At 61.7% G+C, this 20876-nt stretch carries 25 protein-coding genes; all 25 read left to right on the forward strand.

The window, feature by feature from the left end:
* The 25 genes from CAF87_RS09140 to CAF87_RS09260 all read left to right on the forward strand — a co-directional run bounded on the left by CAF87_RS09140 (position 1) and on the right by CAF87_RS09260 (position 20858).
* Positions 1 to 1167, forward strand: coding sequence for a phage tail protein (locus CAF87_RS09140; protein ID WP_085729837.1), 1167 nt, complete (start codon positions 1 to 3; stop codon positions 1165 to 1167).
* Positions 1167 to 1673 (forward strand): phage major tail tube protein, encoded by a 507-nt coding sequence (locus CAF87_RS09145; protein ID WP_085729838.1) that lies wholly within the window; start codon positions 1167 to 1169, stop codon positions 1671 to 1673. The genes CAF87_RS09140 and CAF87_RS09145 overlap by 1 nt, the downstream gene beginning before the upstream one ends.
* Before the next feature lie 99 nt (positions 1674 to 1772).
* Positions 1773 to 2354, forward strand: coding sequence for a phage tail assembly protein (locus CAF87_RS09150; RefSeq protein ID WP_085729839.1), 582 nt, complete (start codon positions 1773 to 1775; stop codon positions 2352 to 2354).
* A 128-nt stretch (positions 2355 to 2482) separates the two neighbouring features.
* Positions 2483 to 4681, forward strand: coding sequence for a phage tail tape measure protein (locus tag CAF87_RS09155; protein ID WP_085729840.1), 2199 nt, complete (start codon positions 2483 to 2485; stop codon positions 4679 to 4681).
* Positions 4678 to 5061, forward strand: a complete 384-nt coding sequence (locus tag CAF87_RS09160) for a phage tail protein (RefSeq protein WP_085729841.1) — start codon at positions 4678 to 4680, stop codon at positions 5059 to 5061. Before CAF87_RS09155 ends, CAF87_RS09160 begins: the two co-directional genes overlap by 4 nt.
* Positions 5054 to 5266 carry a tail protein X gene (locus tag CAF87_RS09165; protein ID WP_085729842.1) on the forward strand — a complete coding sequence of 71 codons (213 nt, stop codon included), beginning with the start codon at positions 5054 to 5056 and terminating at the stop codon, positions 5264 to 5266. Before CAF87_RS09160 ends, CAF87_RS09165 begins: the two co-directional genes overlap by 8 nt.
* A 9-nt stretch (positions 5267 to 5275) precedes the next feature.
* On the forward strand, positions 5276 to 6304 hold the full coding sequence (locus CAF87_RS09170) for a phage tail protein (RefSeq protein ID WP_085729843.1): 1029 nt from the start codon (positions 5276 to 5278) through the stop codon (positions 6302 to 6304).
* A 60-nt stretch (positions 6305 to 6364) separates the two neighbouring features.
* Positions 6365 to 6949, forward strand: coding sequence for a hypothetical protein (locus tag CAF87_RS09175; protein WP_085729844.1), 585 nt, complete (start codon positions 6365 to 6367; stop codon positions 6947 to 6949).
* Positions 6946 to 7125, forward strand: a complete 180-nt coding sequence (locus CAF87_RS09180) for a DUF2635 domain-containing protein (protein WP_085729845.1) — start codon at positions 6946 to 6948, stop codon at positions 7123 to 7125. Before CAF87_RS09175 ends, CAF87_RS09180 begins: the two co-directional genes overlap by 4 nt.
* On the forward strand, positions 7125 to 8621 hold the full coding sequence (locus tag CAF87_RS09185) for a phage tail sheath subtilisin-like domain-containing protein (RefSeq protein WP_085729846.1): 1497 nt from the start codon (positions 7125 to 7127) through the stop codon (positions 8619 to 8621). Before CAF87_RS09180 ends, CAF87_RS09185 begins: the two co-directional genes overlap by 1 nt.
* A gap of 67 nt (positions 8622 to 8688) precedes the next feature.
* Positions 8689 to 9036, forward strand: a complete 348-nt coding sequence (locus CAF87_RS09190) for a phage tail tube protein (protein ID WP_007908779.1) — start codon at positions 8689 to 8691, stop codon at positions 9034 to 9036.
* Positions 9033 to 9329, forward strand: coding sequence for a phage tail assembly protein (locus tag CAF87_RS09195; protein WP_003222226.1), 297 nt, complete (start codon positions 9033 to 9035; stop codon positions 9327 to 9329). The genes CAF87_RS09190 and CAF87_RS09195 overlap by 4 nt, the downstream gene beginning before the upstream one ends.
* A 130-nt stretch (positions 9330 to 9459) precedes the next feature.
* Positions 9460 to 11445 (forward strand): hypothetical protein, encoded by a 1986-nt coding sequence (locus CAF87_RS09200; protein WP_085729847.1) that lies wholly within the window; start codon positions 9460 to 9462, stop codon positions 11443 to 11445.
* Positions 11432 to 12667 carry a DNA circularization protein gene (locus CAF87_RS09205; RefSeq protein WP_085729848.1) on the forward strand — a complete coding sequence of 412 codons (1236 nt, stop codon included), beginning with the start codon at positions 11432 to 11434 and terminating at the stop codon, positions 12665 to 12667. Before CAF87_RS09200 ends, CAF87_RS09205 begins: the two co-directional genes overlap by 14 nt.
* A gap of 3 nt (positions 12668 to 12670) precedes the next feature.
* Positions 12671 to 13714 carry a phage baseplate assembly protein gene (locus CAF87_RS09210; protein ID WP_085729849.1) on the forward strand — a complete coding sequence of 348 codons (1044 nt, stop codon included), beginning with the start codon at positions 12671 to 12673 and terminating at the stop codon, positions 13712 to 13714.
* A 29-nt stretch (positions 13715 to 13743) separates the two neighbouring features.
* Entirely contained in the window at positions 13744 to 14253 is a 510-nt protein-coding gene (locus tag CAF87_RS09215; RefSeq protein WP_085729850.1) for a phage baseplate assembly protein V, read from the forward strand.
* Positions 14253 to 14651, forward strand: a complete 399-nt coding sequence (locus tag CAF87_RS09220) for a phage GP46 family protein (protein WP_085729851.1) — start codon at positions 14253 to 14255, stop codon at positions 14649 to 14651. The genes CAF87_RS09215 and CAF87_RS09220 overlap by 1 nt, the downstream gene beginning before the upstream one ends.
* Positions 14641 to 15687: a baseplate J/gp47 family protein gene (locus CAF87_RS09225; RefSeq protein ID WP_085729852.1), complete on the forward strand. Its 1047-nt coding sequence runs from the start codon at positions 14641 to 14643 to the stop codon at positions 15685 to 15687. Before CAF87_RS09220 ends, CAF87_RS09225 begins: the two co-directional genes overlap by 11 nt.
* The gene (locus CAF87_RS09230) at positions 15675 to 16274 is read left to right on the forward strand and encodes a YmfQ family protein (RefSeq protein WP_085712884.1); all 600 of its coding nucleotides are present in this window, start codon (positions 15675 to 15677) and stop codon (positions 16272 to 16274) included. Before CAF87_RS09225 ends, CAF87_RS09230 begins: the two co-directional genes overlap by 13 nt.
* Positions 16275 to 16288: 14 nt before the next feature.
* Positions 16289 to 17224: a hypothetical protein gene (locus CAF87_RS29245; RefSeq protein WP_085729853.1), complete on the forward strand. Its 936-nt coding sequence runs from the start codon at positions 16289 to 16291 to the stop codon at positions 17222 to 17224.
* Between the two features lie 2 nt (positions 17225 to 17226).
* Positions 17227 to 17616 carry a phage tail assembly chaperone gene (locus tag CAF87_RS09240; protein ID WP_085729854.1) on the forward strand — a complete coding sequence of 130 codons (390 nt, stop codon included), beginning with the start codon at positions 17227 to 17229 and terminating at the stop codon, positions 17614 to 17616.
* Positions 17617 to 17752: 136 nt separating this feature from the next.
* Positions 17753 to 18793 carry a phage tail protein gene (locus CAF87_RS09245; RefSeq protein WP_085729855.1) on the forward strand — a complete coding sequence of 347 codons (1041 nt, stop codon included), beginning with the start codon at positions 17753 to 17755 and terminating at the stop codon, positions 18791 to 18793.
* 7 nt (positions 18794 to 18800) lie between these two features.
* A complete protein-coding gene (locus tag CAF87_RS09250) occupies positions 18801 to 19382 on the forward strand; it encodes a tail fiber assembly protein (RefSeq protein ID WP_085729856.1) in 582 nt (193 codons plus the stop codon).
* An 82-nt stretch (positions 19383 to 19464) separates the two neighbouring features.
* A complete protein-coding gene (locus CAF87_RS09255; protein ID WP_085729857.1) occupies positions 19465 to 20391 on the forward strand; it encodes a hypothetical protein in 927 nt (308 codons plus the stop codon).
* Positions 20391 to 20858 (forward strand): phage tail assembly chaperone, encoded by a 468-nt coding sequence (locus CAF87_RS09260; RefSeq protein ID WP_085729858.1) that lies wholly within the window; start codon positions 20391 to 20393, stop codon positions 20856 to 20858. Before CAF87_RS09255 ends, CAF87_RS09260 begins: the two co-directional genes overlap by 1 nt.
* The last annotated feature ends 18 nt before the right edge of the window (positions 20859 to 20876 follow it).

A 20876-nucleotide genomic window follows, 5' to 3' on the forward strand; every position in this document is an offset into this window, starting at 1 on the left:
ATGGCTGAGGTTCTGAACTTCGAGCACAACGGCATTACCGTCAATGCCACCGAATCCCCCGAGGCCATGGGTGGCCTGGGTGACAACGTCATCGGTCTGGTCGGCACCGCGCCGAAAGCCGATCCGCTGATTCCGCGTAACGCACCGTTTCGCATCAACAGCTTCACCACCCACGCGCTGCTCGATCCGACCGGCTCGGAAGAGGGCACCCTGTACCACGCGGTTTACCAGATCCTCAAAGTGGTCAAGGTGCCGGTGTACGTGGTGATCGTCGAGGCGGGCGCGACCCCGGCCGACACCGTCAACGCGGTGATCGGCGGCGTTGAGCCGGTGACCGGCCGCAAGCTTGGTCTGGCTGCACTGGGCAGCGTTCCGGAAGACCTGACCATCATCGGCGCGCCGGGCTTCACCGGCACCAAGGCTGTGGCCAGCGAGTTCGCCTCGTTCGGCAAGCGCATCAAGGCCCGTGTGGTGCTGGACGGCAAGGACGCCTCGGTCGCCGATCAGGTGCTGTACAGCCAGGAACTGGGCGGTGCGGATCTGGGTTTCGACCGTTGCCTGGTGGTGCACAACATGCCCGCCGTGTACTCGAAAGCGGCGAAGAAAAACGTCTTCCTCGCGCCATCCAGTCTGGCAATCGCCGCGCTGGCCAAGGTCAAGCAATGGGAAAGCCCGGGCAACCAGGTGACCTACGCCGAAGACGTGTCCCGGGTCGTTGAATACAACATCCTCGACACCTCCACCGAAGGCGATCTGCTCAATCGCTACGGTGTCAGCTACTACGCCCGCACCGTGCTGGGCGGCTTCTCGCTGCTGGGCAACCGCTCGATCACCGGCAAGTTCATCAGCTACGTCGGTCTGGAAGATGCCATTAGCCGCAAGCTGGTGAAGGCCGGCCAGAAAGCCATGGCCAAGAACCTGACCAAGTCGTTCATGGATCAGGAAGTCAAACGCATCAACGACTGGCTGCAGACTCTGGTCGCCGACGAAACCATTCCTGGCGGCAGCGTTTATCTGCACCCGGAACTCAACAGCGTCGAGAAGTACAAGAACGGCACCTGGTACGTGGTCATCGACTACGGCCGCTACGCGCCGAACGAACACATGGTTTATCAACTCAACGCCCGCGATGAAATCATCGAGCAGTTCCTGGAGGACGTTCTCTAATGTTTACCAACCGCGTAAGACAGGCCATCGCGGCCACCCTGCAAGGCCTGCCGCTGTCGGCGACCGTGGAGGAATTCACTCCGCCGAAGATCGACTTCGACATGGAAAGCATGACGGGCGGGCGCTTCATCGTTGAGGAAATGGCCAAGAGTGCGAAGGCGCTGAATGCCACACTCAAGCTGCAAGGCACCGGTGCTGAAGTGTTGCTGGCGATGGGCGTGAAACTGGGCGACGACATTCTGCTGAACGTGCGTGAAGCCGGTCAGGATCAGGACGGCAACACCTGGTTCACCTATCACACCATCGGCGGCAAGCTCAAAACCCTGGGTGAAGAAGCAATCAAAATGGGTAGCAAAGCCCTGACGACTCTTGAGTTCTCCTGCCGCACCTACAACCGCCTGGAAAACGGCATTCCGGTGATCGACATCGATGTACGTACCCAGAAGTTCGTACTCAACGGCGTCGACATCCTCGGTGATGCCCGTCGTGCGGTGCTGATGCCGTAAGCCTCGGCTAAGGGCAATCACAAAACCCTGTGGGAGCGGCGGTGCGCCGCCTCCACAAGGGACTGCAACACCCCTCAAGAATCACCAAGGAATTCATTCATGTCGTGGATGCCACCCAAGCATGACCTGTTGTCGCCGATCACCGGTGACGACGGCTCGCAGATCGAATCGATCCAGCTCAAGCCCCTGTTCTACGCCGCCCAGAAAGAAGCGCTGGAGCGCGCCGGTGATGACGAAGACGATCAGTTCTTCGAACTGGCGCTGCTGGCCACCGGGTTGTCGGTCAAGGAACTCGACCAGCTCAAGCGCCCGGACTACGTGAGCATCGCGCAGTACGTGCACGAGATGTCGACCCGTCCGGCGTCGTACTTTCTCGACCAGGTCGAAGACGCGGAAAAGTCCGACGATCCCGACCAGGTGCAACTGCTGCAACCGCTCGCCGTCACCGGCCGCACCGTGACCTCGCTGAGCCTGGAAATGCCGGCGCTGCGGGCCACCAAAGTGATGAAGAAACTGAAAACGGCCAAGGAACGCGCCGAGTTCATCACCGCCCATTGCACCGGCCTGATGATCCCCGATCTGGCCCTGATGACCGTCCCGGACTGGACGCAATTGCAGGTGCGCATCGACGATTTTTTAAACCAGCCGGCGGCCTTCTTTCAGAACGCGACATCGAAGTAATCCTCGATATCGTGCCGCTCATTTACCCGGTAAGTGAGGCGGAAATTCTGGAGTGGGACGCCGAAAAGGCGTTGCGCCGCTACGACATAGCGATCACTCGCCTTGGCGTGAAAAAGGAGTAGAGCGGCATGGCAGAGAGCAAAAATACGCTCATGAATGCCGGTGACAGCACAAGCGCAGGATTCGGCAGTATCACCCTGAGCACTGCCGCGCTGAACGCAGGAACCGGGCAGTTTGCCGTGGAACAGACCGGCGGCCTGCGCCAGGCACTGCTGACGGCCAGCGGTAGAATCGAGCTGCTGACGACGGCAATCGATGCATTGAGCGTGACACTGTCCGCCTTGCGTGCGTTGCCGCAGGCAGTGAGTGCCGGAGCCAGGAGTGAGTCGTCCGGCGGACAGAAAGCACCGGAAAAATCCTCCGGGGGAGCTGAGCTTCCCGAGATGCGCAAGGCCGCGATGGCCATGGATTCGGCGGCGGCCACTCTTGTCAGTGTGGCGCAGCTTTCCCGCGATGGCGGGAAAGACATGGCGCTCACGAGCCTGAAAATGGCCAGTGCCACCCTGGTGGCTGCCGGAGGTACGACCGGGGTCGATCTGGTCAGGATTGAAACCCTGGCAGCCAAGGCGGGAATCGGCAGCGAAGCGGTAAACGAGGAAGGCAGGAAGCACGAGTTGCTGACCTTTGCCAGCGATGCGGCCATCACTGCATCGGCATTCAAGGTTTCGGGGCTGGAAGCCGGCGAAATGTTGAAGGTCTGGCGCACCTCGATGAAGCTCTCGCGCGATCAAGCCCTTGATCTGGCGGATGCGGCCAACCATCTCGGCAAAATGCCCGGAGATGTGCAGACAGCGGATATCGGTACTGTCTTGCAGCAGTCGGGCGAAGCGGCAATCAGCGCAGGCTTGCAACCTGAACAGGCTGCAGCGTTGACGGCAGCGTTGCTCAACAGCGGCGCGAAAAAAGACGATGCCGGCAATGCGCTGAAGAACATTTCCAGTGCGCTGGGCAAGGGCGATCAAGCATCCATGGCCGAAAAAGGTGCCTGGAAGCAGTTGGGTCTGGATCCCAAGGCAGTGGCCGAAGCCATGCGTGATCCTGACAAGCAGAATGCCCAAGGCGCCGTGCTATCGGTGTTTGCGGCGCTGAATGCCAGACCGGTGGAACAGCGCTCGACATTGGCCCGGACCTTGTTCGCGGATAGTGGAGAGGCCGCGTTGTCGCTGTCCCAGGACCTGGGCAAGGTGAATGAAGCCTTTTACCTCGTGAGCGACAAAAGCCAATATGCGACATCGAAGCTGGGTGATAAAAGCTCGGTGAGGCAGTCCGCACTGGCACTTGCCGAAACTCAGCAGGGGCAGTGGAACATCAAGAATGCTCGTGAGGAACGTTTGTCGGTCGCTAAAGGTAATGCACTGGCGCCGGATATCGAAAAAAACGGTGAGAGCCATTCGATAGACACGATGAGCGATCTGGCCGAAACCTACCCGAAAACCACGGGTGCCGTTCTGACGGCGACGGCCTGGATCAAACCGGTGTTCGACGCCGTGACCGATGCGGTGGTCGGTGAGCTGAAAGACCGGGGAGGCAAATGGATCGTTGATAAAGCTGCCAGTTACCTTCCCGGTCGTTCAAAGCTCGGCTTGTCTGCAGCAACCTCTGCGACGGCCGTGGCTGAAACTCAGGGCCTGGCTCTGGCCAGTCGCAGTGCCAGCGCTGGCAACGGTCTGAAAATACTCGAACAGACTGCAAGGGTTGGCGCTCCGCGGCTGGAGCCTGCGCTCGCATCGGTGCAGCCGGCCTCGCGCTGGATGCCTTGGCAGGCGAAGGCGGTGATGGGTGCTTCGGCTGTCGCCGCAGGTATTGCCAGCGGTGACAAACAGCAGATCGGCAAGGGGCTCGGTGAAGCCGGTGGTGCCTGGGCCGGCGCAGTCGCCGGTAGCTCGATCGGCGCCGCCATTGGAAGTGTAGGGTTGGCGCCAGGTATTGCACTTGGCGGTCTGATCGGTGGACTGGTTGGGGGATGGCTGGGCGCTGAAGGAGGAGGCTTTTTAGGTGAGAAACTCATGTCCACCGCGCCGGACAAACTCGCCCCTCCCGCCGAAGTCGCCAAAGACCTCTCTGGTGCACAGACGCAGAACCAGCAGGTTTCCTTCGCTCCGACCATCCAGGTCTCTTGTCCTGCACCCGACACTGCCCAACAGATTCAATCGATTATCGAGCAACAGCTGTCCGGCCAGTTCCACGGCCAATTCATGCCGATGCTGACGGGTAACCCACTCGGGACGCGCCGCGACGCCGCCCTGACTGACGGAGCCGGTACATGAAACAACAAATGGCACTGGGCAGTTTCATCTTCGGCCTGTCCCGGGATTTTGCGTACAGCACGCTGGCGCGAAAGTCCGATGGCGGCTGGACCGAGCTGCAGATCCTCAACAGCAAGCCCAAAGCCCATCAGATAGGGCAGAAGCCCGAAACCCTGACCATCGGCGGCACCTCGATGTATGCCGTGGCGATGGACCGGCTCGATGAGCTGCGGGCGCTGCAAGCGTTGAGAGCGCCGCTGCCGTTGATTGACGGCATTGGCCGCAACTGGGGTTTGTGGCGGATCACCAGCATCGACGAAAACCAGAGCGAGGTCATCGATGACGGCACCGCGATGGTGGTCAAGTGGGTGATCGTATTGACGGAGTTCAACAATGCGTAAGGTACGAAGCGTGGCCGGTGATTCGGTGAATCTGCTGCTGTACCGCGAAACCGGTCGCAGCGATGACAGCGCCGAGGAAGCCCTGTGGACACTCAACCCGACCCTGGCCGAGTACGGCCCGATTCTGCCGGCAGGTGTCTGGGTGACACTCCCGGAACTCGATAGCAGACCCGCCGCGATCAAACCGGTTCTGGCCTGGGATTAAGGAGGCTGCATGGCACAGGGATTTACGCCGGCGATCGAAATCTACGGCGCCAACAAGGACCTGCTGAACCAGCGCCTGATCAGTTGGGAGCACATCGATGCCGCCGGGATGGAGTCCGATCAACTGACGCTGGTGCTCGACCTGGAAGGCCTTGAAGGCTTGCCGACCCTGGGCGGCATCATCGGCCTGCGGGTGGGGTATCTGGAGACCGGGCTGGTCGAAAAAGGCCAGTTCCGGGTGACTCGATTGACACCGACGCTGTTCCCGCTGCGCCTGACGCTGGTCGCGACAGCCGCGCCTTTCAGCGGCAAGGACGAAACCGGATTCAAGGAACGGCGCACGGCCAGTCATGGCCCCACGACGCTTGGCGGGCTGTTTCGCAAACTGGTCGAGCCGCACGGTTTCTCGCCGCGCGTCGATCCCGAACTGGCGCTGATCAGGATTGCCCATGTCGACCAGTCGAATGAAACCGACATGGGCTTCATCACGCGACTGGCGAAGAAGTACGACGCGGTGGCCAAACCGTTCAACGACCTCTACGTACTGGCGAAACCGGCGCAGCTCAAAAACCTGTCGGGTCAGGTGATACCGGACGTGAGGCTGTCGGTGACCCACAACAATCGGCCGGGCGATCACGCCTTCATCAGCGCCACGCTGGAGGAGACCGCCCGCACCCAGAATCAGGGTTGCAAAGTCTGCTGTTGGGACGCCAACGCCGGCAAACAGGTGGAGGTGAAAACCGGCTCGGCACCCTACAAGGTCGTTCGTCAGAAACAGGCCAGTGTGGAAGAAGCCAAAGCCATCGGCGAAGCCGAAGTGCGCAAGATGCTGCGCGAGAAATACAAGCTGAAGATCACCTGCCCGGGTGATCCGCTGCTGGTCGCCGAGGGCTTGTTGGTGCTCGATGACACCTGGCCGGACTTCATGCGCGGTCGCTGGTCGATTGAAAAAATCACCGCCAGTGGCAAGCGCGAAGAAAGCTATCGCTGCCTGATCGAAGCGACCGGCCGGGATCCCGAGGCAAAAGCCAAGGACTGATCCATCCGGCCTCACCGCCACACACCTCTGTGGTCACTCACAAAACCTGGAACGCTCCCCATGAAGATCTCCCCGATCCTCACGCAGCTGCGTGCGCAATGCCCAAGCCTTGCCGGCCATATCGCGACAGGTGTCGACCTGGCGCTGCTGCAAGGCAACCCGAATTTGCCGACCCCGTCGGCTCATGTTTTACCCCTGGCCGACCTGGCCAGCGCCAGCACCGCACAGAACTCCGCCAGCCAGCCGATCCGCGACCGCTTCGAAATCATCCTGGTGCTCGACGCCACGGACGCCACAAAAGCGCTGGATCTGTTGCACGACCTGCGCGCCGAACTGTGGCGGGCGCTGGTGGGTTTCAAGCCCGGTTCGGACTACAGCGCCATCGTTTATGACGGCGGCGAAACGGTCTCGATCGACAGCAGCCGCGCTTTCTACCGGCTGCGTTTTTTTGCCGAGTTCCAGCTGGGCCGCAATCTGCCAAGTCAGCCTGCGGAGAGTTGGCACGAACGCGAACTGGACGGTTTGTCGTCCTTTACCGGGGTCACCGTGCGGGTCGATGCGATCGATCCGGCCGACCCCAACCTGAAACACCCCGGCCCTGACGGGCGCGTGGAAATGACTTTCTCTGGAGACGTAACCCCATGAGCAACCGCATCACCGTAGTGCCGGCCACCGGCCGTGCCGTGCCGGACCCGGAAGCCGGCGACCTGCTGCCACTGGAAGGCCGTGAAGTGCTGGACAGCGCCTGGTGGCGTCGGCGTCTGGCCGACGGCGATATCACCCTCAAAACCGCAACAGCCAAACAAAAGGGAGCCAAATAATGGCGATCGGATTCAGCAACATTCCTGCGGACATTCGTGTACCGCTGTTCTATGCCGAAATGGACAACTCGGCCGCCAATAGCGCGTCGTCGTCCATGCGCCGCCTGATCGTGGCGCAGGTCAACGACAACATCGCCCCGAGCGAAGTCGGCAAACTGGTGCTGGTTTCCAGTGTAGCGCTGGCCAAGAGCATTGGCGGCCAAGGCTCGATGCTGGCTGCCATGTACGAGACCTTCCGCAAGGCCGACCCGATCGGTGAGATCTGGTGCCTGCCACTGCACAACGCCACTGGCGCCATCGCCAAAGGTGTAGTGACCCTGACCGGCACCGCGACTCAGGCTGGCGTGCTCAACCTGTATGTCGGCGGCGTCCGCGTGCAGGCCACCGTGGTCAACGGTGCCACCGCTGCCCAGGCGGCCACCGCCCTGGCACAGAAAATCAACGCCACCGCCGATCTGCCGGTGAGTGCTGCAGCCGCTGAAGGCGTCGTCACCCTGAACGCCAAATGGACCGGCGAGAGCGGCAACGACATCAGCCTGCAATTCAATCGCCTGGGCAAGAGCAACGGCGAAGAAACCCCGGCCGGCCTGACCACCGCCATCACCGCCATGACCGGTGGCGTCGGTGTGCCGGATCAAGTGGCGGCCGTTGCCGCACTGGGCGACGAACCGTTCGAATTCATCGCGCTGCCGTGGTCCGACCTGGCCACCCTCAATACCTGGCAAGCGGTGATGGACGACAGCACCGGTCGCTGGTCGTGGGCCAAGCAACTGTTCGGTCACGTCTACAGTGCCAAGCGCGGCACCGTCGGCACTCTGGTGGCCGCCGGTCAGGCGCGCAACGACCAGCACATGACCATTCAGGCGCTGGAGCCGGGTGTTCCGCAACCGGTGTGGGTACAAGCTGCGGCACTGGCTGCACGCACTGCGGTGTTCATCTCCGCTGACGCCAGCCGTCCGACCCAGAGCGGCAGCCTGCCAGGCGTGGATCCGGCTCCGGCCAGCGAGCGCTTCACCCTGACCGAGCGTCAATCGCTGCTCAACTACGGCATCGCCACCGCGTACTACGAAGGCGGTTACGTGCGCATCCAGCGCTCGATCACCACCTACCAGAAGAACGCCTACGGCCAGGCTGACAACTCGTACCTGGACAGCGAAACCATGCACCAGTCGGCGTTCATCGTGCGTCGTCTGCAAAGCGTGATCACCAGCAAATACGGTCGCCACAAACTGGCTTCCGACGGCACCCGTTTCGGTGCCGGCCAGCCGATCGTCACCCCGGCGACCATTCGCGGTGAGCTGATCGCCCAATATGCCAAGCTCGAACTGGAAGGCCACGTGGAAAACGCCGAGCTGTTCGCCGAGCACCTGATCGTCGAGCGCGACGTGCAGGACCCGAGCCGCGTGAACGTGCTGTTCCCGCCTGATTACATCAACGGTCTGCGCGTGTTCGCACTGCTCAACCAGTTCCGTCTGCAGTACGACGACGTCGCCTGATCGGCCCGTTTGACACTGTGATTTCAGCCCACCTTGCGTGGGCTTTTTATTTGAAGGGAGTAACACCATGGGTCAACTGATTGCAGGCACCTGCTACGTCAAGGTCGACGGTGCACAACTGACTATCAATGGCGGCTGCGAAGCCCCGCTGATGGCGGTCAAACGCGAAACCGTCGTACCGGGTTTCTACAAGGAAACCGACATCGCGCCGTCGTTCAAGGTGACCGCGCTGCACACCGCCGACTTCCCGCTGAAGAAGCTGATCGAAGGCACCGACATCACCGTCACCTGCGAATTCAGCAACGGCAAAGTCTACGTACTGGCCGGTGCCTACCTGGTCGAAGAACCAGTCTCCAAGGGTGATGACGCCACCATCGAACTGAAATTCGAAGGCATCAAGGGGACCTGGCAATGAGCGGCGCCGTGAAGCTTCAAGTTGCGATCGAAGCTCACGGCGAGCCCCTGACCGAACTCGTCCTGCGCCGTCCGACGGTGCAGGAGGTGCGAGCGATCAAGGCGCTGCCGTACAAGATCGACAAAAGCGAAGAGGTCAGCCTCGACATGGACGTGGCGGCCAAGTACATCGCCGTGTGCGCCGGCATACCGCCGTCGTCGGTCAACCAGCTGGACCTGGCTGACCTCAACGCGCTGAGCTGGGCCGTTGCGAGTTTTTTCATGAGTGCGGCGTCGGAGCCATCACCGACCTGATTTCGGTCGCCTATGACCTGGCCTGGTTCTGGAAGGTTGACCCCGAACAGATGATGGCCAGGCCACTGGATGTGCTTCGCGAATCGCTGGAGCACGCGCAACGGATCAATGCGATGCAGCAGGTGCAGTGATGGCTAATACACAATTGAGCCTGATCCCGCAGAACTTCCCCGTCACGGTCAACATGCTCGTGGTGCTCAAGGGCGCCGAGAAAATGGAGGCCGAGATGAAGGGGCTGCGCGGCAAGGTCGCAGCATTCAAGAAAAGCATGGAAGAAAGCGGTCTCGAGCCGCTGGATGTCGCCGGATTCATCTCCGAAGGTGGCCTGCTCAAGCCGTTCCAGGACGGCATCAAGAAAGCCATCGAGGCGCAGGATGCGCTGGCGAAAAAAGCCCGGGCGAACAAGGGGCTGAAAGTCCCCAAGGTTGTCCACGGCGAGACCTCGGCCAACCTCGAGAAATTCAACGAGGCGCTGGACAAGATTTCGCTGAATATCGGTCAGGCGCTGTTGCCGGCCGTCAACGGCATCGTCACGGCGCTGACGCCAGTGATCACTTCGGTTGGTCAGTTCGTTGCGAATAACCCGTACCTCGTCGAGGGACTGGCGGCAGCGGCGGTGGCGTTCACGGTCGTGACAGTCGGTGCGATGGGGCTCGTCGCGGTTCTGGGGATCCTGACGTCACCGATTGGCCTGATTGCGGCGGCCATTGCGGCGGCGGTAGCGCTGATCGTGATTGGCGCGCGACTGATTACCGACAACTGGGCGTCCATCAGCGGATTCTTCAGCGAGACCTGGCAGTCGGTCAGCGATGCAACCCATCGCGGTATCGACAAGGTTCAGAAAGGCTGGGACGAGATGGCAACGGACGCGCGGCTGAAATTCGACTCGATGCGAGCCTCGGCCAAACAGAAGTGGGAAGAAATGAAGGCTGACGCCGTTGCCGGTGCCAGTCGTCTTGCAGAGGGCGCATCCGCACGCCTGGATGCCTTCGGGGCGAAGATGGGCGAGCTGTGGGATTCCGCTGGCGTGGTCATCAAGGATTACTGGAACGACGCAGTCGCCGGAAGCGTCGCCGGTCTGGAAGCACTGAAGGCCAATCTGTACACCTCGCCGAAGGCGAAACTGGCCGAGGTCTGGGGTGCGACTCAAACGGTGTTCAGCGAATTCTGGGACAGTGCGGCGGCCAAAGCTGCGACTGGCATGGAAGCACTGAAGACCAATCTGTACACATCGCCCAAGGCGAAACTGGGCGAAGTCTGGGATTCCACGCAAACGGTGTTCAGCGGATTCTGGAACCGTGCAGCCACCAGCGCGACCACCGGTTGGGCCACGCTCAAGGCAACATTCGATGGCTCGCTGGCGGAGAGATTTTCCAGCGTGTGGGGTTCGGCTCTGGGGATGTTCACCGGTGTGCTGGACAACATGAAAGCCACCGCTTCAGCCGGGTGGGAGCAACTGAAATCAACGTTTTCATGGTCGCCGTTTGCGCTGATTCAAAGTAACTGGCACCCGCTGGGTGAGGTCTTTTCCGCGCTCTGGGATGTGTTGCGGGCGAGTGCGTTGATGCTGAAAAGCGAGTTCCAGAACCTGTTCAACTTCTCGCCGATGGAATCGGCGATGGCGCAGTGGGATGGTTTGAAGGGTTACTTTTCCGGTTTGTGGGCATCGTTGACCACGGATGCACTAGCGGTCGCGAACGCCTTCGGCACATTGTTCAGTCAATCGCCGATGGAGTCGATCAAGCAAGCCTGGGAGCCGATCCTCGGCTGGTTCAGCGAACTGTGGGCAAAACTGCAAAGTGTCGTCGCACCGATCCGGGAATTGCTCAATGGCAATTTTTCCGGCGTTGTGGCGACGATCACCGGGCAATCCCCGGCGGCCGCTTCCGGTTCGTCAGCAATGGCCAGTCCGTTGCCGCAATCCTCCAGCGCCCTGATCCAGCAAAGCGCCGCCAACAACCGCACGCAACTCGAAGGTGGCCTGACGGTTCGCTTCGAAAATGCACCGGCGGGGCTGCGCACCGATCAACCGCAAACCAATCAACCGGGGCTGGCGCTCAGTTCGCGCATCGGCTATCGCTCGCTATCGGCAGGAGGTTCGAATGAACTGGCGTGACCGTTTGTTGCCGGCATCCTTTCGCGGTGTCGGCTTCTGGATCGACCAGGCGAAAACCCCGGTCGGTCGCAAGGGGCAGTTGCATGAGTATCCGCAACGGGACCTGCCGTTTTTCGAGGATCTCGGCCAGCAGGCCAAGACTCACGACCTGACGGCGTTCATCATCGGTGCCGATTGCCTGGAGCAGCGCGACAAGCTGCTCCAGGCCCTGGAGCAGGGCAGCGGCGAACTGGTGCACCCGTGGCTGGGCCGCTTGCAGGTCAAGGTCGGCGAGTGCGACATGACCCACACCCGCCAGGACGGCGGGATGGTGACCTTCACCCTGAAGTTCTACCCGGACCGGCCGCTGCCGTTTCCGACGGCGACGGTCAGCACGCAAAAAGTCCTGCTGATCAAGGCCGACGGTTTGCTCGGCTCGGCGGTGGCACGCTTCGAACAGGCGATGACCCTGATCAAGGCGGCACGGATCGGTATCACCAATCTGCGCAACAGCCTCACCGGCGTCTACGACGTGATCAAGGAACAGCTCAAACCGCTGATCGCGCAATACAAGCAGATCACCGAACTGGTCAGGGCCGTCAAGGAACTGCCCAAGGAAGTGGCAGCGGAGTTCAAGGGCTTGCTCGGCGATATCAAAGAGCTGAAGGAGTTCGCGAAGGAGGGCTACCGTGGCGTGATTGCCGACGTGTCCCAACAACTCGAAGCCATCCGCAAAGCCGACGCACCGAAAATCACCACGGGCAAGGACACCAACGCCGCCGCGCAAGCGATGGCCAACCTGGTGCAGGACACGCTGATCGTCAAAGTGGCGCAATGGGTTGCCTCGATGCCAGTAGCGTCGAAGCCGGTGAAATTGAACTCGACACCTTCGCTGGACCAGCAATCGAAGCAACCGATCACCCGTCAGGAAGTGCCGGTCACCGATGATCTGCAGGCACTGCAAAAAGAGTTGACCGAAGCGCTTTCCCAGGCCCAGGACAAGGCCGACCCCGCGCACTACCAGGCCATCGCCGATGTGAAGGAAGCGCTGATCGCGCACCTCAAGGCAGTGGCTTCGTCCGGTGTGCGCCTGGTCAGCAAAACCTTCCAGGAAACTTTCCCGGCAGTGGTCGTGGCCTACAAGCAGTTTGGCGATGCCACTCGGGTGACCGAGGTCATTCAGCGCAACGGTCTGTCTCATCCGGGGTATTCACCCAACGAAGTGAAAGTCTCCGGGGAGTGAGCCATGAGCGAGACTGACAACCGCGTGACGCTGACCGTCGGCGACATGGAATACGGCGGCTGGAAAAGCGTGCAGATCACCGCGGACCTGGAGCGCCAGTTCCGCACCTTCAAACTCGACATCACCTGGCAATGGCCGGGGCAGACGGTGGATCAGCGGATCAAGGCCGGAGACCCGTGCGAAGTGCGGATCGGCAAGGATCTGGTGCTCACCGGTTATGTGTTCAAGGCCCCGATCAGCTATGACGGGCGGCAGATCAGCCTGAGCATCGAGGGCAGCTCCAAGACTCAGGATCTGGTGGATTGTGCGGCGCGAAACAACCCTGGCCAATGGCAGGATCAGTCACTGTTGAACATCGTCCAGGCTCTGGCCATGGAGTACGCGTTGATGGTGGTCAATGAAATTCCCGAGACTGCACGCCTGAGCAAACACACGATCGTGCCGGGTGAAACGGCGTTTCAGTCGATCGACCGTTTGCTCTCCCTGTACCGGGTGTTTTCCACCGATGACGCCGAAGGCCGGCTGGTACTCGCCAGACCCGGCAGTGGCGGCCGCGCCAGCGATGCACTGGAGCTGGGCAAGAACATTCTCTCGGCCAATGCGCCGATGGATTTCAGCCAGGTGTTTTCCGAATACCGGGTGATCGGCCAGCAGAAGGGCAACGACAAGAAAAGCGGGGCGGCGTCCAGCGAAGTGGAATCGACGGCGGCCGACCTGAGCTTCAAACGCCGACGTACCACGATCATCAACGAAGGCTCGCAACTGACGTTCGAACTGGCCCAGCAACGGGCCCAATGGGAGAGCGCGACGCGCATGGGCCGTGCGCTGACCACTACCTATCAGGTACAGGGCTGGCGTCAGTCCAACGGTGATCTGTGGCGTCACAACACTTTGGTGCGGGTCAAGGATCCGGTGCTTGGCTTCGATGAAGACATGCTGATTTCCAAGGTGACGTATTCGCTGTCGGCGCAAGGTTCGGTGACCACCCTGCAAGTGGCGCCGCCGCATACCTTCGACGCGAACCCGACGCCCCCGAAAAAGACCTGAGCCCGACACCGTCCTCCAAGGAAAACCCTATGAGCCTACTGACACGCCTGCTGGCGCGCGGCACTGTCGTGCTCGCCAGTTCGGCCTCCAAGTTGCAATCGCTGCAAATGCGCCTCACCGCCGGTGAAGTGAACGACGACATGGAGCACTTCGAACCCTACGGTTTCACCAGCCATCCGCTGGCCGGCGCCGAGGGTGTCGTCACGTTCCTCGGCGGCGACCGTTCCCACGCCATCGCGCTGGTGGTCGCTGACCGCCGTTATCGCCTGCAATCGCTGGCGGCCGGCGAAGTGGCGATCTACACCGACGAAGGCGACAAGATTCACTTCAAGCGCGGGCGGATCATCGACATCGAAACCTCCACCCTCAACATTCGCGCCAGCACCGCCGTGAACTTCGACACACCGCTGATCAACCAGACCGGCAAGATCGTTTCCCAAGGTGATCAGGTGGCCGCTGGCGTCAGCCAGATCAAGCACGTACATGGCGGCGTGCAGGGCGGCAGCGGCCAGACCGGTGTGCCGGCGGGAGGTCAGTGATGCTCTTCAGTCAGAACCTTCACGCCGCGCTGACCCGTGCGGTGCTGATCAGCCTGTTCACCTGGCGCCGTGCGGCCGACGACGATGCCCTCGACGACGAGGAGCGTTACGGCTGGTGGGGCGACACCTTTCCAACCGTGGCCGATGACCGCATCGGCTCGCGGCTGTGGCTGCTGCGCCGGGTCAAGCTGACCCGGCAGACCCAGATGGACGCCGAGTTCTACGCCCGCGAAGCGCTGCAATGGCTGATCGATGACGGCCACTGCAGCGCCATCGACATCATCAGCGAACGCCTCGACGCCCAGCGCCTGAACCTGCGTACGGTCCTGACCCTGGCCGACGGCGAACGCCTGGACATCAACCCCGATAACAGTTGGCAGGTGATCTATGCCGTTTGAAACCCCTTCGCTGCCGGTGCTGATCAAGCGCACCCAAAGCGACCTGGCCGGCGATTCGCTGCGCCAGTCCGATGCGCAAGTCCTGGCCCGCACCGTCGGTGGTGCCGCTTACGGTCTGTATGGCTACCTTGACTGGATTGCCGAGCAGATCCTGCCCGACACCGCCGACGAATCGACTCTGGAACGCATCGCCGCACTGCGCCTGAACCAGCCGCGCAAACCGGCGCAAGTCGCCACCGGTAGCGTCAGTTTTACTGCCACTGCGGGCGCGGTTCTGGACGTCGATACGCTGCTGCAATCGAGCGATGGCCGTACCTACAAAGTCACCACCGCGCGCACCACCGTCAATGGCAGTAACACCACCACCATCGCGGCGCTGGAGGCCGGCAGCCTCGGCAACGCCGACGCCGGACTGGCGCTGACCCCGGTGCAACCGGTTGCCGGCGTGGTCGGCAACAGTTTCGTGGTGCTGGCGCCGGGCCTGAGCGGCGGCGTGGCGCGGGAGAGTCTGGAGTCGCTGCGTTCGCGGGTGATTCGTTCCTATCGCGTCATCCCCCATGGCGGTTCAGCCAGCGACTATGAAACCTGGGCGCTGGAAGTGCCGGGTGTTACTCGCGCCTGGTGCCGGGGCGGTCTGCTCGGGCCGGGCACTGTGACGGTGTTCATCATGCGTGATGAAGATCCGCAACCGGTGCCCAACGACGAGCAACTGGCGGAAGTCCAGAACTACATCGAACCGCTGCGACCGGTGACGGCGGAAGTGCATGTGCAGCGACCGATTCAAGTGCCGGTGGTGTACCGCTTCAAGAGCGTCAACCCGGACACCACTGCCGTGCGCGCCGCCGTTGAAGCGCAGCTGCGCGACCTGCACAACCGTGAAGCCGATTTGGGTGTGCCGTTGCTGATCAGCCATATCCGCGAAGCCATCAGCAGCGCCGGCGGTGAGTACGATCACACCTTGACCGCGCCGACCGCTGACGTGCCTGCCGGTCAAAGCGAACTGCTCACCTTCGGAGGTTGCGTATGGGGGGCATAAGAACCGCCGCGCAATATCAGGCGCAGCTTCGCGCACTGCTGCCCAGCGGCCCGGCGTGGGACCCGGAGCGGGTGCCGGAACTTGATGAAGTGCTGCAGGGCGTCGCCGTCGAACTGGCGCGCCTCGACGCCCGCGCCGCCGACCTGCTCAACGAGATGGACCCGGCCGGCGTCAGCGAACTGGTGCCGGACTGGGAACAGGTGATGAACCTGCCCGACCCGTGCCTCGGCGCCACACCGCTGTTCGATGACCGTCGCCTCGCCGTGCGCCGCCGCTTGCTCGCGGTCGGCAGCCAGGCCGTCGGCTACTACCTGGAAATCGCCAAAAGCCAGGGTTACCCCAACGCCACCATCACCGAACTCGAAGCCCCGCGCATGGGCCGCTCGCGCTTCGGTGCGGCGCATTGGGGCACCTGGGAAGCGCAGTTCATGTGGACGCTGAACACCGGCGGCCGCTTGCTGCTCGGCCGGCGTTTCGGCGCGAGTTACTGGGGCGAGCGCTTCGGCGTGAATCCGGGCTCGGCGCTCGAGTGCCTGATTCATCGGGCGGCGCCGGCGCATACCAAGGTGCATATCAACTATGACTAGGAAGGAGTGACGGGATGGATTACCCGAGAAGTGTGCCCAGCTCCGGGCTGGTGGACGGACGTTTTGTCGATGAAAACCCGTTGACCGGAACGCCGGGTTCGCTGATTCCCGCAACCTGGGGAAACGGCGTGACCGAGGAATTGCTGAACGTGATCCGCGCGGCGGGGCTGGTGCCCTCGGAAAGTGAGTCGGACCAACTGCTCAAGTCGCTCAAGAGTGTTCTGTCACAGGATGCGCTGCCGTTCGCCGCGCTGGCGTTTCCAACCGTGGCCACGGCCGACGGACGTATTGCGGTCAGTGCCGCGAGCGCTTCCGCTGGCGGCACCGTGTCGGTGCCGGGCGGTGTGCTGGTCAGCCTCTGCGAGGAAGTCAGCGCCGGCATGACAGCCCGGCCGCGCGGGTTGCTCACCTCCGCGTGGGCTTCGCCCGTGCTGGATATCAACAGCACCTATTTTCTGCGGATGCAGGTACGCAACGGCGCGCTGGTCTGTTACATGCAAAAAGGCCTCGATACCGATGTGATCCCTGCGGCGATGAAAGCGGGAACCGGCAGCAGTGGCGGTGGTTTCGACTCCACCTGCATCGACATGTTGGTGGCCAGAGTGGTGACCGCCGGTGCCGGGACTTTACCCAAGCTCACGCTGCTGGCGAACAAGGCCCGGTTGGAGGCGATCGGTGTCTGGTCCGGTGCCAATGGCAACTACTCAGTTGCCTTGAACTGGGCACGCAAACCTCGTGCGTACATGGCTGGGATCAGCGATTTTGATGACAACGTCAAAACTGACTATGGCGTGATCAGTGAGGAAATCGGGGTCAACTTCGGCGGTGTCCAGATCATGCCTGAGGGAGGCTTCACTGATCGTTACACGGCGCGTGTGGCGATCACTGCGTGGTCACAGAACCTGACCACTTCGGGCCGGATAAACGCTCGCGTCAGATGGGAGGTTTGAGGATGAAGGCCATTATCGAAAATGGAGAGGTGACGGCGCTGGTGACGGGCGATGTCGATTGCGGCATTGCGGTGCCGGTCAGCCTCCCGGTTTCCACAGGCTGGCTGTACGACAACGAGCGTTTCAGCGCGCCGCCACAGGTGGATGCCGCATCGGACGTGCAAGCCGAGGCACAGCGTCAATGGCGCACGAAAGAACTCACGGGCACTGACTGGCTGGTGACCCGTCATCGCGACGAACTGGATGTCGGGGCGCAACCCTCGCTGAGCAGCAAGCAATTCTCGAAACTGCAGGCTTATCGCCAGGCCCTGCGCGATCTTCCTGCCAGCAGCCCAACCCTGGACGACTCGGCGCGCCCTCAGCCACCGAAGTGGCTTGCACGACTGTCTTGATGAGCAATGCAGGCCAGGAACAATCATGAGTTCACCTCATATCTGACGCCTGCCCTCCGCAGGCGTTTTTTTTGGGGAGCGCGCAATCCAAAGTCCCGTCGCCGGACTATCAGTTTCTAACTCAAGGATACAAACAGTGGACTATCCAAAAAGTGTCCCCAGCATAGGCCTGGTCGATGGCCGCTTCGTCGATGAAAACCCGGTGGCGGGAACGCCGGGCTCGCTGATTCCGGCGGTGTGGGGCAACAGTGTCACCGAAGAGTTGCTGGGGGTGATCAAAGCGGCCGGCATGACGCCGGCCGAAGGCATCAACGATCAGTTGCTCTCGGCTTTCAAGAAGCTTCTTAGCCTGGCCAGTCCCATGACCTCGCGGGTGACGGAGGTGTCTGCCTCGAAAGCGTTGATCGCCGATGAGCTTGGGCTCGTGCTGATCAGCGCCAATACGGCTGATACCACCATTACCTTGCCGGCAGTGAGTACGCTGGCGGGAGTACGGGATGTGATCGTCCGTCGTACCGACAACAGTGCCAACCGATTGGTGGTTCAGGCCGCCGGTAACGACCGCATAAGGTTTCACACGCATTTGTCCGCCAGCGGTTATCCGTTTCTGGTGCTGGTGGGCGCGGGTGACTGGTGGCATCTGCGCAGTGATGGTTCGGGTAACTGGTGGCCGGTTGGGCGCTTCGATGCGACGCCTTTGGGGCGGATTGTGTTCGAAAGCTCGACCACCTTGAACCCCGGCGGTTATGGCGCCTTGAACGGTCGGGAATTCCTGCGCGCCGAATGGCCCTGGTTGTGGGATCACGCCGTTCAATCCGGAATGCTGCGTGCAGAAGCCAGTCGTGCTGGCGGCTGGAGCAGTGGTGACGGCATCAAGACATTCCGCGGGCCGGAGGTTCGGGGCGAATTCATCCGGGTGCTTGATGAACAACGCAACATCGATACTGGGCGAGTGGCCGGCTCTTGGCAAAGCGGCACCAACATAACCGGTGATAACGGATACGCTCCGGCCATTCATGGGATCGGCGACATTTCGACGATCGGAGTTGATCCGACAACGTTCGGGGGGCTGGTCTACTACAGCACTGCCGCAGTTGCGGAGCCTCTATCGAGTGGCTTCTGGGGGATGACCCGTCCCAGAAACGTTGCGTACCCCGGTCGATTGAAACTTATTTGAGGTGCATATGGCTTATTACTATGTGAATGAAAGAACGCAGGAATTGAACGGCCCGGTCGAGTTGCCGGTCATCCCGGGCATGGGTGTCGTTCTTCCGGGCAACGCTATCGAGTTGCCCGAGGTTTTGCCACCGGCCGAGTCGGGTCATGTCTGGGTGTGGCGTGACGGAGCGGCGTTGCAACTGATCGATTTGCGCAACCGACCGGTCTATCGCAAAGACAACGGCAACTTTTTCTACTGGAACGAACTGGGCCCGTTGCCCGAGTACCTGACGCTCAAACCGCGTCCGAGCGAATTTTACGTCTGGGGCACCGATGACTGGGTCCTGGATGTCGCGGCGGAGCGCGCGGGTAAAGTCGCCGAGGCTGACGTCGAGCGTGACAATCGCCTGCGTGAAGTGGTCATTCGTGTCGCACCGCTGCAATACGCCTATGAGTTGGGCGAAGCTTCCAACGAACAGTTGACCGCTCTGCAGGCGTGGAAACGCTACACCGTCAAGCTGGCCCAGATTGAGTTGCAAACGGATTATCCGTTGACGATCGACTGGCCTGTAGCGCCGGCCAAAGTGGTTGTTTCGCCTGCTGCCTGACTGAACCTACCCCCTTATCAATCTCACAGGCGGACGATTGCTGCCGGCATCCGGCTGCCTGTAGAACCTCGGAAGTGCAGACGTGGACTATCCAAAAAGCATCCCCGGCGTCGGCCTGGTCGACGGTGGTTTTATCGATGAAAACCCCGTTGCCGGCACACCCGGTTCGTTGATCCCCGCCGCCTGGGGCAACAGTGTCACGCAAGAAATTCTCAACGCCATCAAGGCGGCCGGGCTGACGCCGGACGAGAGCAAGACCAATCAGCTGGCCACGGCCATCGGCGCGCTGGTCGACTTCACCAAACTGAAGAATACCCCGACCACCCTGGCCGGTTACGGCATCACCGATGCGGTCGGGCGACTGCTGACGGTCAGGCAGATCGAAACTGTCGGGATCACGGTTTACAAGCCAAACCCGAGAGCCAGACGGATTCGTGTGCGGTTGGTGGGCGCAGGTGGTTCGGGGGGCGGATGTGCGCCGATCCCGGCTACATATCAAGGGATTGGCGGCGGTGGCGGAGCGGGTGCTTACGGGGAGAGCCTGTATGACGTCACGCCGGAAATGCTGTCCGGTGTTCCAGTCACTTTGGGCGCCGGCGGTGCCGCACGTAACGCGATTGGTCAGGCGGGCGGCGGTGCGTCTTTCGGTTCTTATTTGAGTGTTTCGGGCGGCATGGGCGGGCAGACGATTACGGTCCTGACGTCCGCAACGGCGTCCGGATTTGTTCAAGGCGGCGCGGGTGGGCAGGTCGTTACGGGCGGCAACCTCTGCAGCGCTCGTGGCATCCCCGGCACCTATGCGATGTACAACGCCAACTGGGGAGTGCTCTGCGGAGGCGGGGGGCCGAGCCCGTTTGATGGTGGCGCTCCGCTGGTCGGCGTGAATGGCAATGGCACCGCCGGTGTTCGCGGCTCGGGAGGCAGCGGTTCCTGTTCGAGCAACGCTTCCGCATCTGTCGTCAGCGGCGCCGGCGGCAATGCCTTCTGTGAAATCTGGGAGTACGAGTGATGGCCCGTTATGCACGTATTGAAAACGGTGTCGCGGTCGAAGTGATCGACACCGGTGACTACGCGATCGAGCAACTGTTTGCGCCGGCTTTTGTCGCTGCGATGGTGCAAGTGCCCGATGGCGTGAACGTCGAAATCGGCGCGTCGATGTATGAGATAGCTCCCGCTATCGAGCCTGTGTACGAACCGCAAAGTCCCGTTGTCGACAAGCCCCCCATGGTCGAGGGCAACGAGCCTCTGGCAGTAGAGCGCACCTGGCGTCAGTCGGCTCTCGCAGCCACCGAATGGCGGGTCACCCGCCATCGCGATGAGCAGGAGCTGGGGCGTGGGACAACGCTCAAGGCCCAGCACTACCTGGAGCTGCTCGAGTACCGCCAGGCATTGCGCGACTGGCCCGATTCCGGCGCATTCCCGTCATCCGTTTCTCGGCCATCAGCGCCGCAGTGGCTGGCCGGCCCGATTGGCTGATGCCATCACGCAATCCAT

The organism is Pseudomonas sp. R38(2017) (assembly GCF_002112395.1).
In the GTDB taxonomy this organism is placed as follows: domain Bacteria; phylum Pseudomonadota; class Gammaproteobacteria; order Pseudomonadales; family Pseudomonadaceae; genus Aquipseudomonas.

What these genes read in the sequence shown, in the direction of transcription:
- CAF87_RS09140 (WP_085729837.1), top strand. Translation starts at nt 1, where the DNA reads ATGGCTGAGGTTCTGAACTTCGAGCACAACGGCATTACCGTCAATGCC.
- CAF87_RS09145 (WP_085729838.1), top strand. Translation starts at nt 1,167, where the DNA reads ATGTTTACCAACCGCGTAAGACAGGCCATCGCGGCCACCCTGCAAGGC.
- CAF87_RS09150 (WP_085729839.1), top strand. Translation starts at nt 1,773, where the DNA reads ATGTCGTGGATGCCACCCAAGCATGACCTGTTGTCGCCGATCACCGGT.
- CAF87_RS09155 (WP_085729840.1), top strand. Translation starts at nt 2,483, where the DNA reads ATGGCAGAGAGCAAAAATACGCTCATGAATGCCGGTGACAGCACAAGC.
- CAF87_RS09160 (WP_085729841.1), top strand. Translation starts at nt 4,678, where the DNA reads ATGAAACAACAAATGGCACTGGGCAGTTTCATCTTCGGCCTGTCCCGG.
- CAF87_RS09165 (WP_085729842.1), top strand. Translation starts at nt 5,054, where the DNA reads ATGCGTAAGGTACGAAGCGTGGCCGGTGATTCGGTGAATCTGCTGCTG.
- CAF87_RS09170 (WP_085729843.1), top strand. Translation starts at nt 5,276, where the DNA reads ATGGCACAGGGATTTACGCCGGCGATCGAAATCTACGGCGCCAACAAG.
- CAF87_RS09175 (WP_085729844.1), top strand. Translation starts at nt 6,365, where the DNA reads ATGAAGATCTCCCCGATCCTCACGCAGCTGCGTGCGCAATGCCCAAGC.
- CAF87_RS09180 (WP_085729845.1), top strand. Translation starts at nt 6,946, where the DNA reads ATGAGCAACCGCATCACCGTAGTGCCGGCCACCGGCCGTGCCGTGCCG.
- CAF87_RS09185 (WP_085729846.1), top strand. Translation starts at nt 7,125, where the DNA reads ATGGCGATCGGATTCAGCAACATTCCTGCGGACATTCGTGTACCGCTG.
- CAF87_RS09190 (WP_007908779.1), top strand. Translation starts at nt 8,689, where the DNA reads ATGGGTCAACTGATTGCAGGCACCTGCTACGTCAAGGTCGACGGTGCA.
- CAF87_RS09195 (WP_003222226.1), top strand. Translation starts at nt 9,033, where the DNA reads ATGAGCGGCGCCGTGAAGCTTCAAGTTGCGATCGAAGCTCACGGCGAG.
- CAF87_RS09200 (WP_085729847.1), top strand. Translation starts at nt 9,460, where the DNA reads ATGGCTAATACACAATTGAGCCTGATCCCGCAGAACTTCCCCGTCACG.
- CAF87_RS09205 (WP_085729848.1), top strand. Translation starts at nt 11,432, where the DNA reads ATGAACTGGCGTGACCGTTTGTTGCCGGCATCCTTTCGCGGTGTCGGC.
- CAF87_RS09210 (WP_085729849.1), top strand. Translation starts at nt 12,671, where the DNA reads ATGAGCGAGACTGACAACCGCGTGACGCTGACCGTCGGCGACATGGAA.
- CAF87_RS09215 (WP_085729850.1), top strand. Translation starts at nt 13,744, where the DNA reads ATGAGCCTACTGACACGCCTGCTGGCGCGCGGCACTGTCGTGCTCGCC.
- CAF87_RS09220 (WP_085729851.1), top strand. Translation starts at nt 14,253, where the DNA reads ATGCTCTTCAGTCAGAACCTTCACGCCGCGCTGACCCGTGCGGTGCTG.
- CAF87_RS09225 (WP_085729852.1), top strand. Translation starts at nt 14,641, where the DNA reads ATGCCGTTTGAAACCCCTTCGCTGCCGGTGCTGATCAAGCGCACCCAA.
- CAF87_RS09230 (WP_085712884.1), top strand. Translation starts at nt 15,675, where the DNA reads ATGGGGGGCATAAGAACCGCCGCGCAATATCAGGCGCAGCTTCGCGCA.
- CAF87_RS29245 (WP_085729853.1), top strand. Translation starts at nt 16,289, where the DNA reads ATGGATTACCCGAGAAGTGTGCCCAGCTCCGGGCTGGTGGACGGACGT.
- CAF87_RS09240 (WP_085729854.1), top strand. Translation starts at nt 17,227, where the DNA reads ATGAAGGCCATTATCGAAAATGGAGAGGTGACGGCGCTGGTGACGGGC.
- CAF87_RS09250 (WP_085729856.1), top strand. Translation starts at nt 18,801, where the DNA reads ATGGCTTATTACTATGTGAATGAAAGAACGCAGGAATTGAACGGCCCG.
- CAF87_RS09260 (WP_085729858.1), top strand. Translation starts at nt 20,391, where the DNA reads ATGGCCCGTTATGCACGTATTGAAAACGGTGTCGCGGTCGAAGTGATC.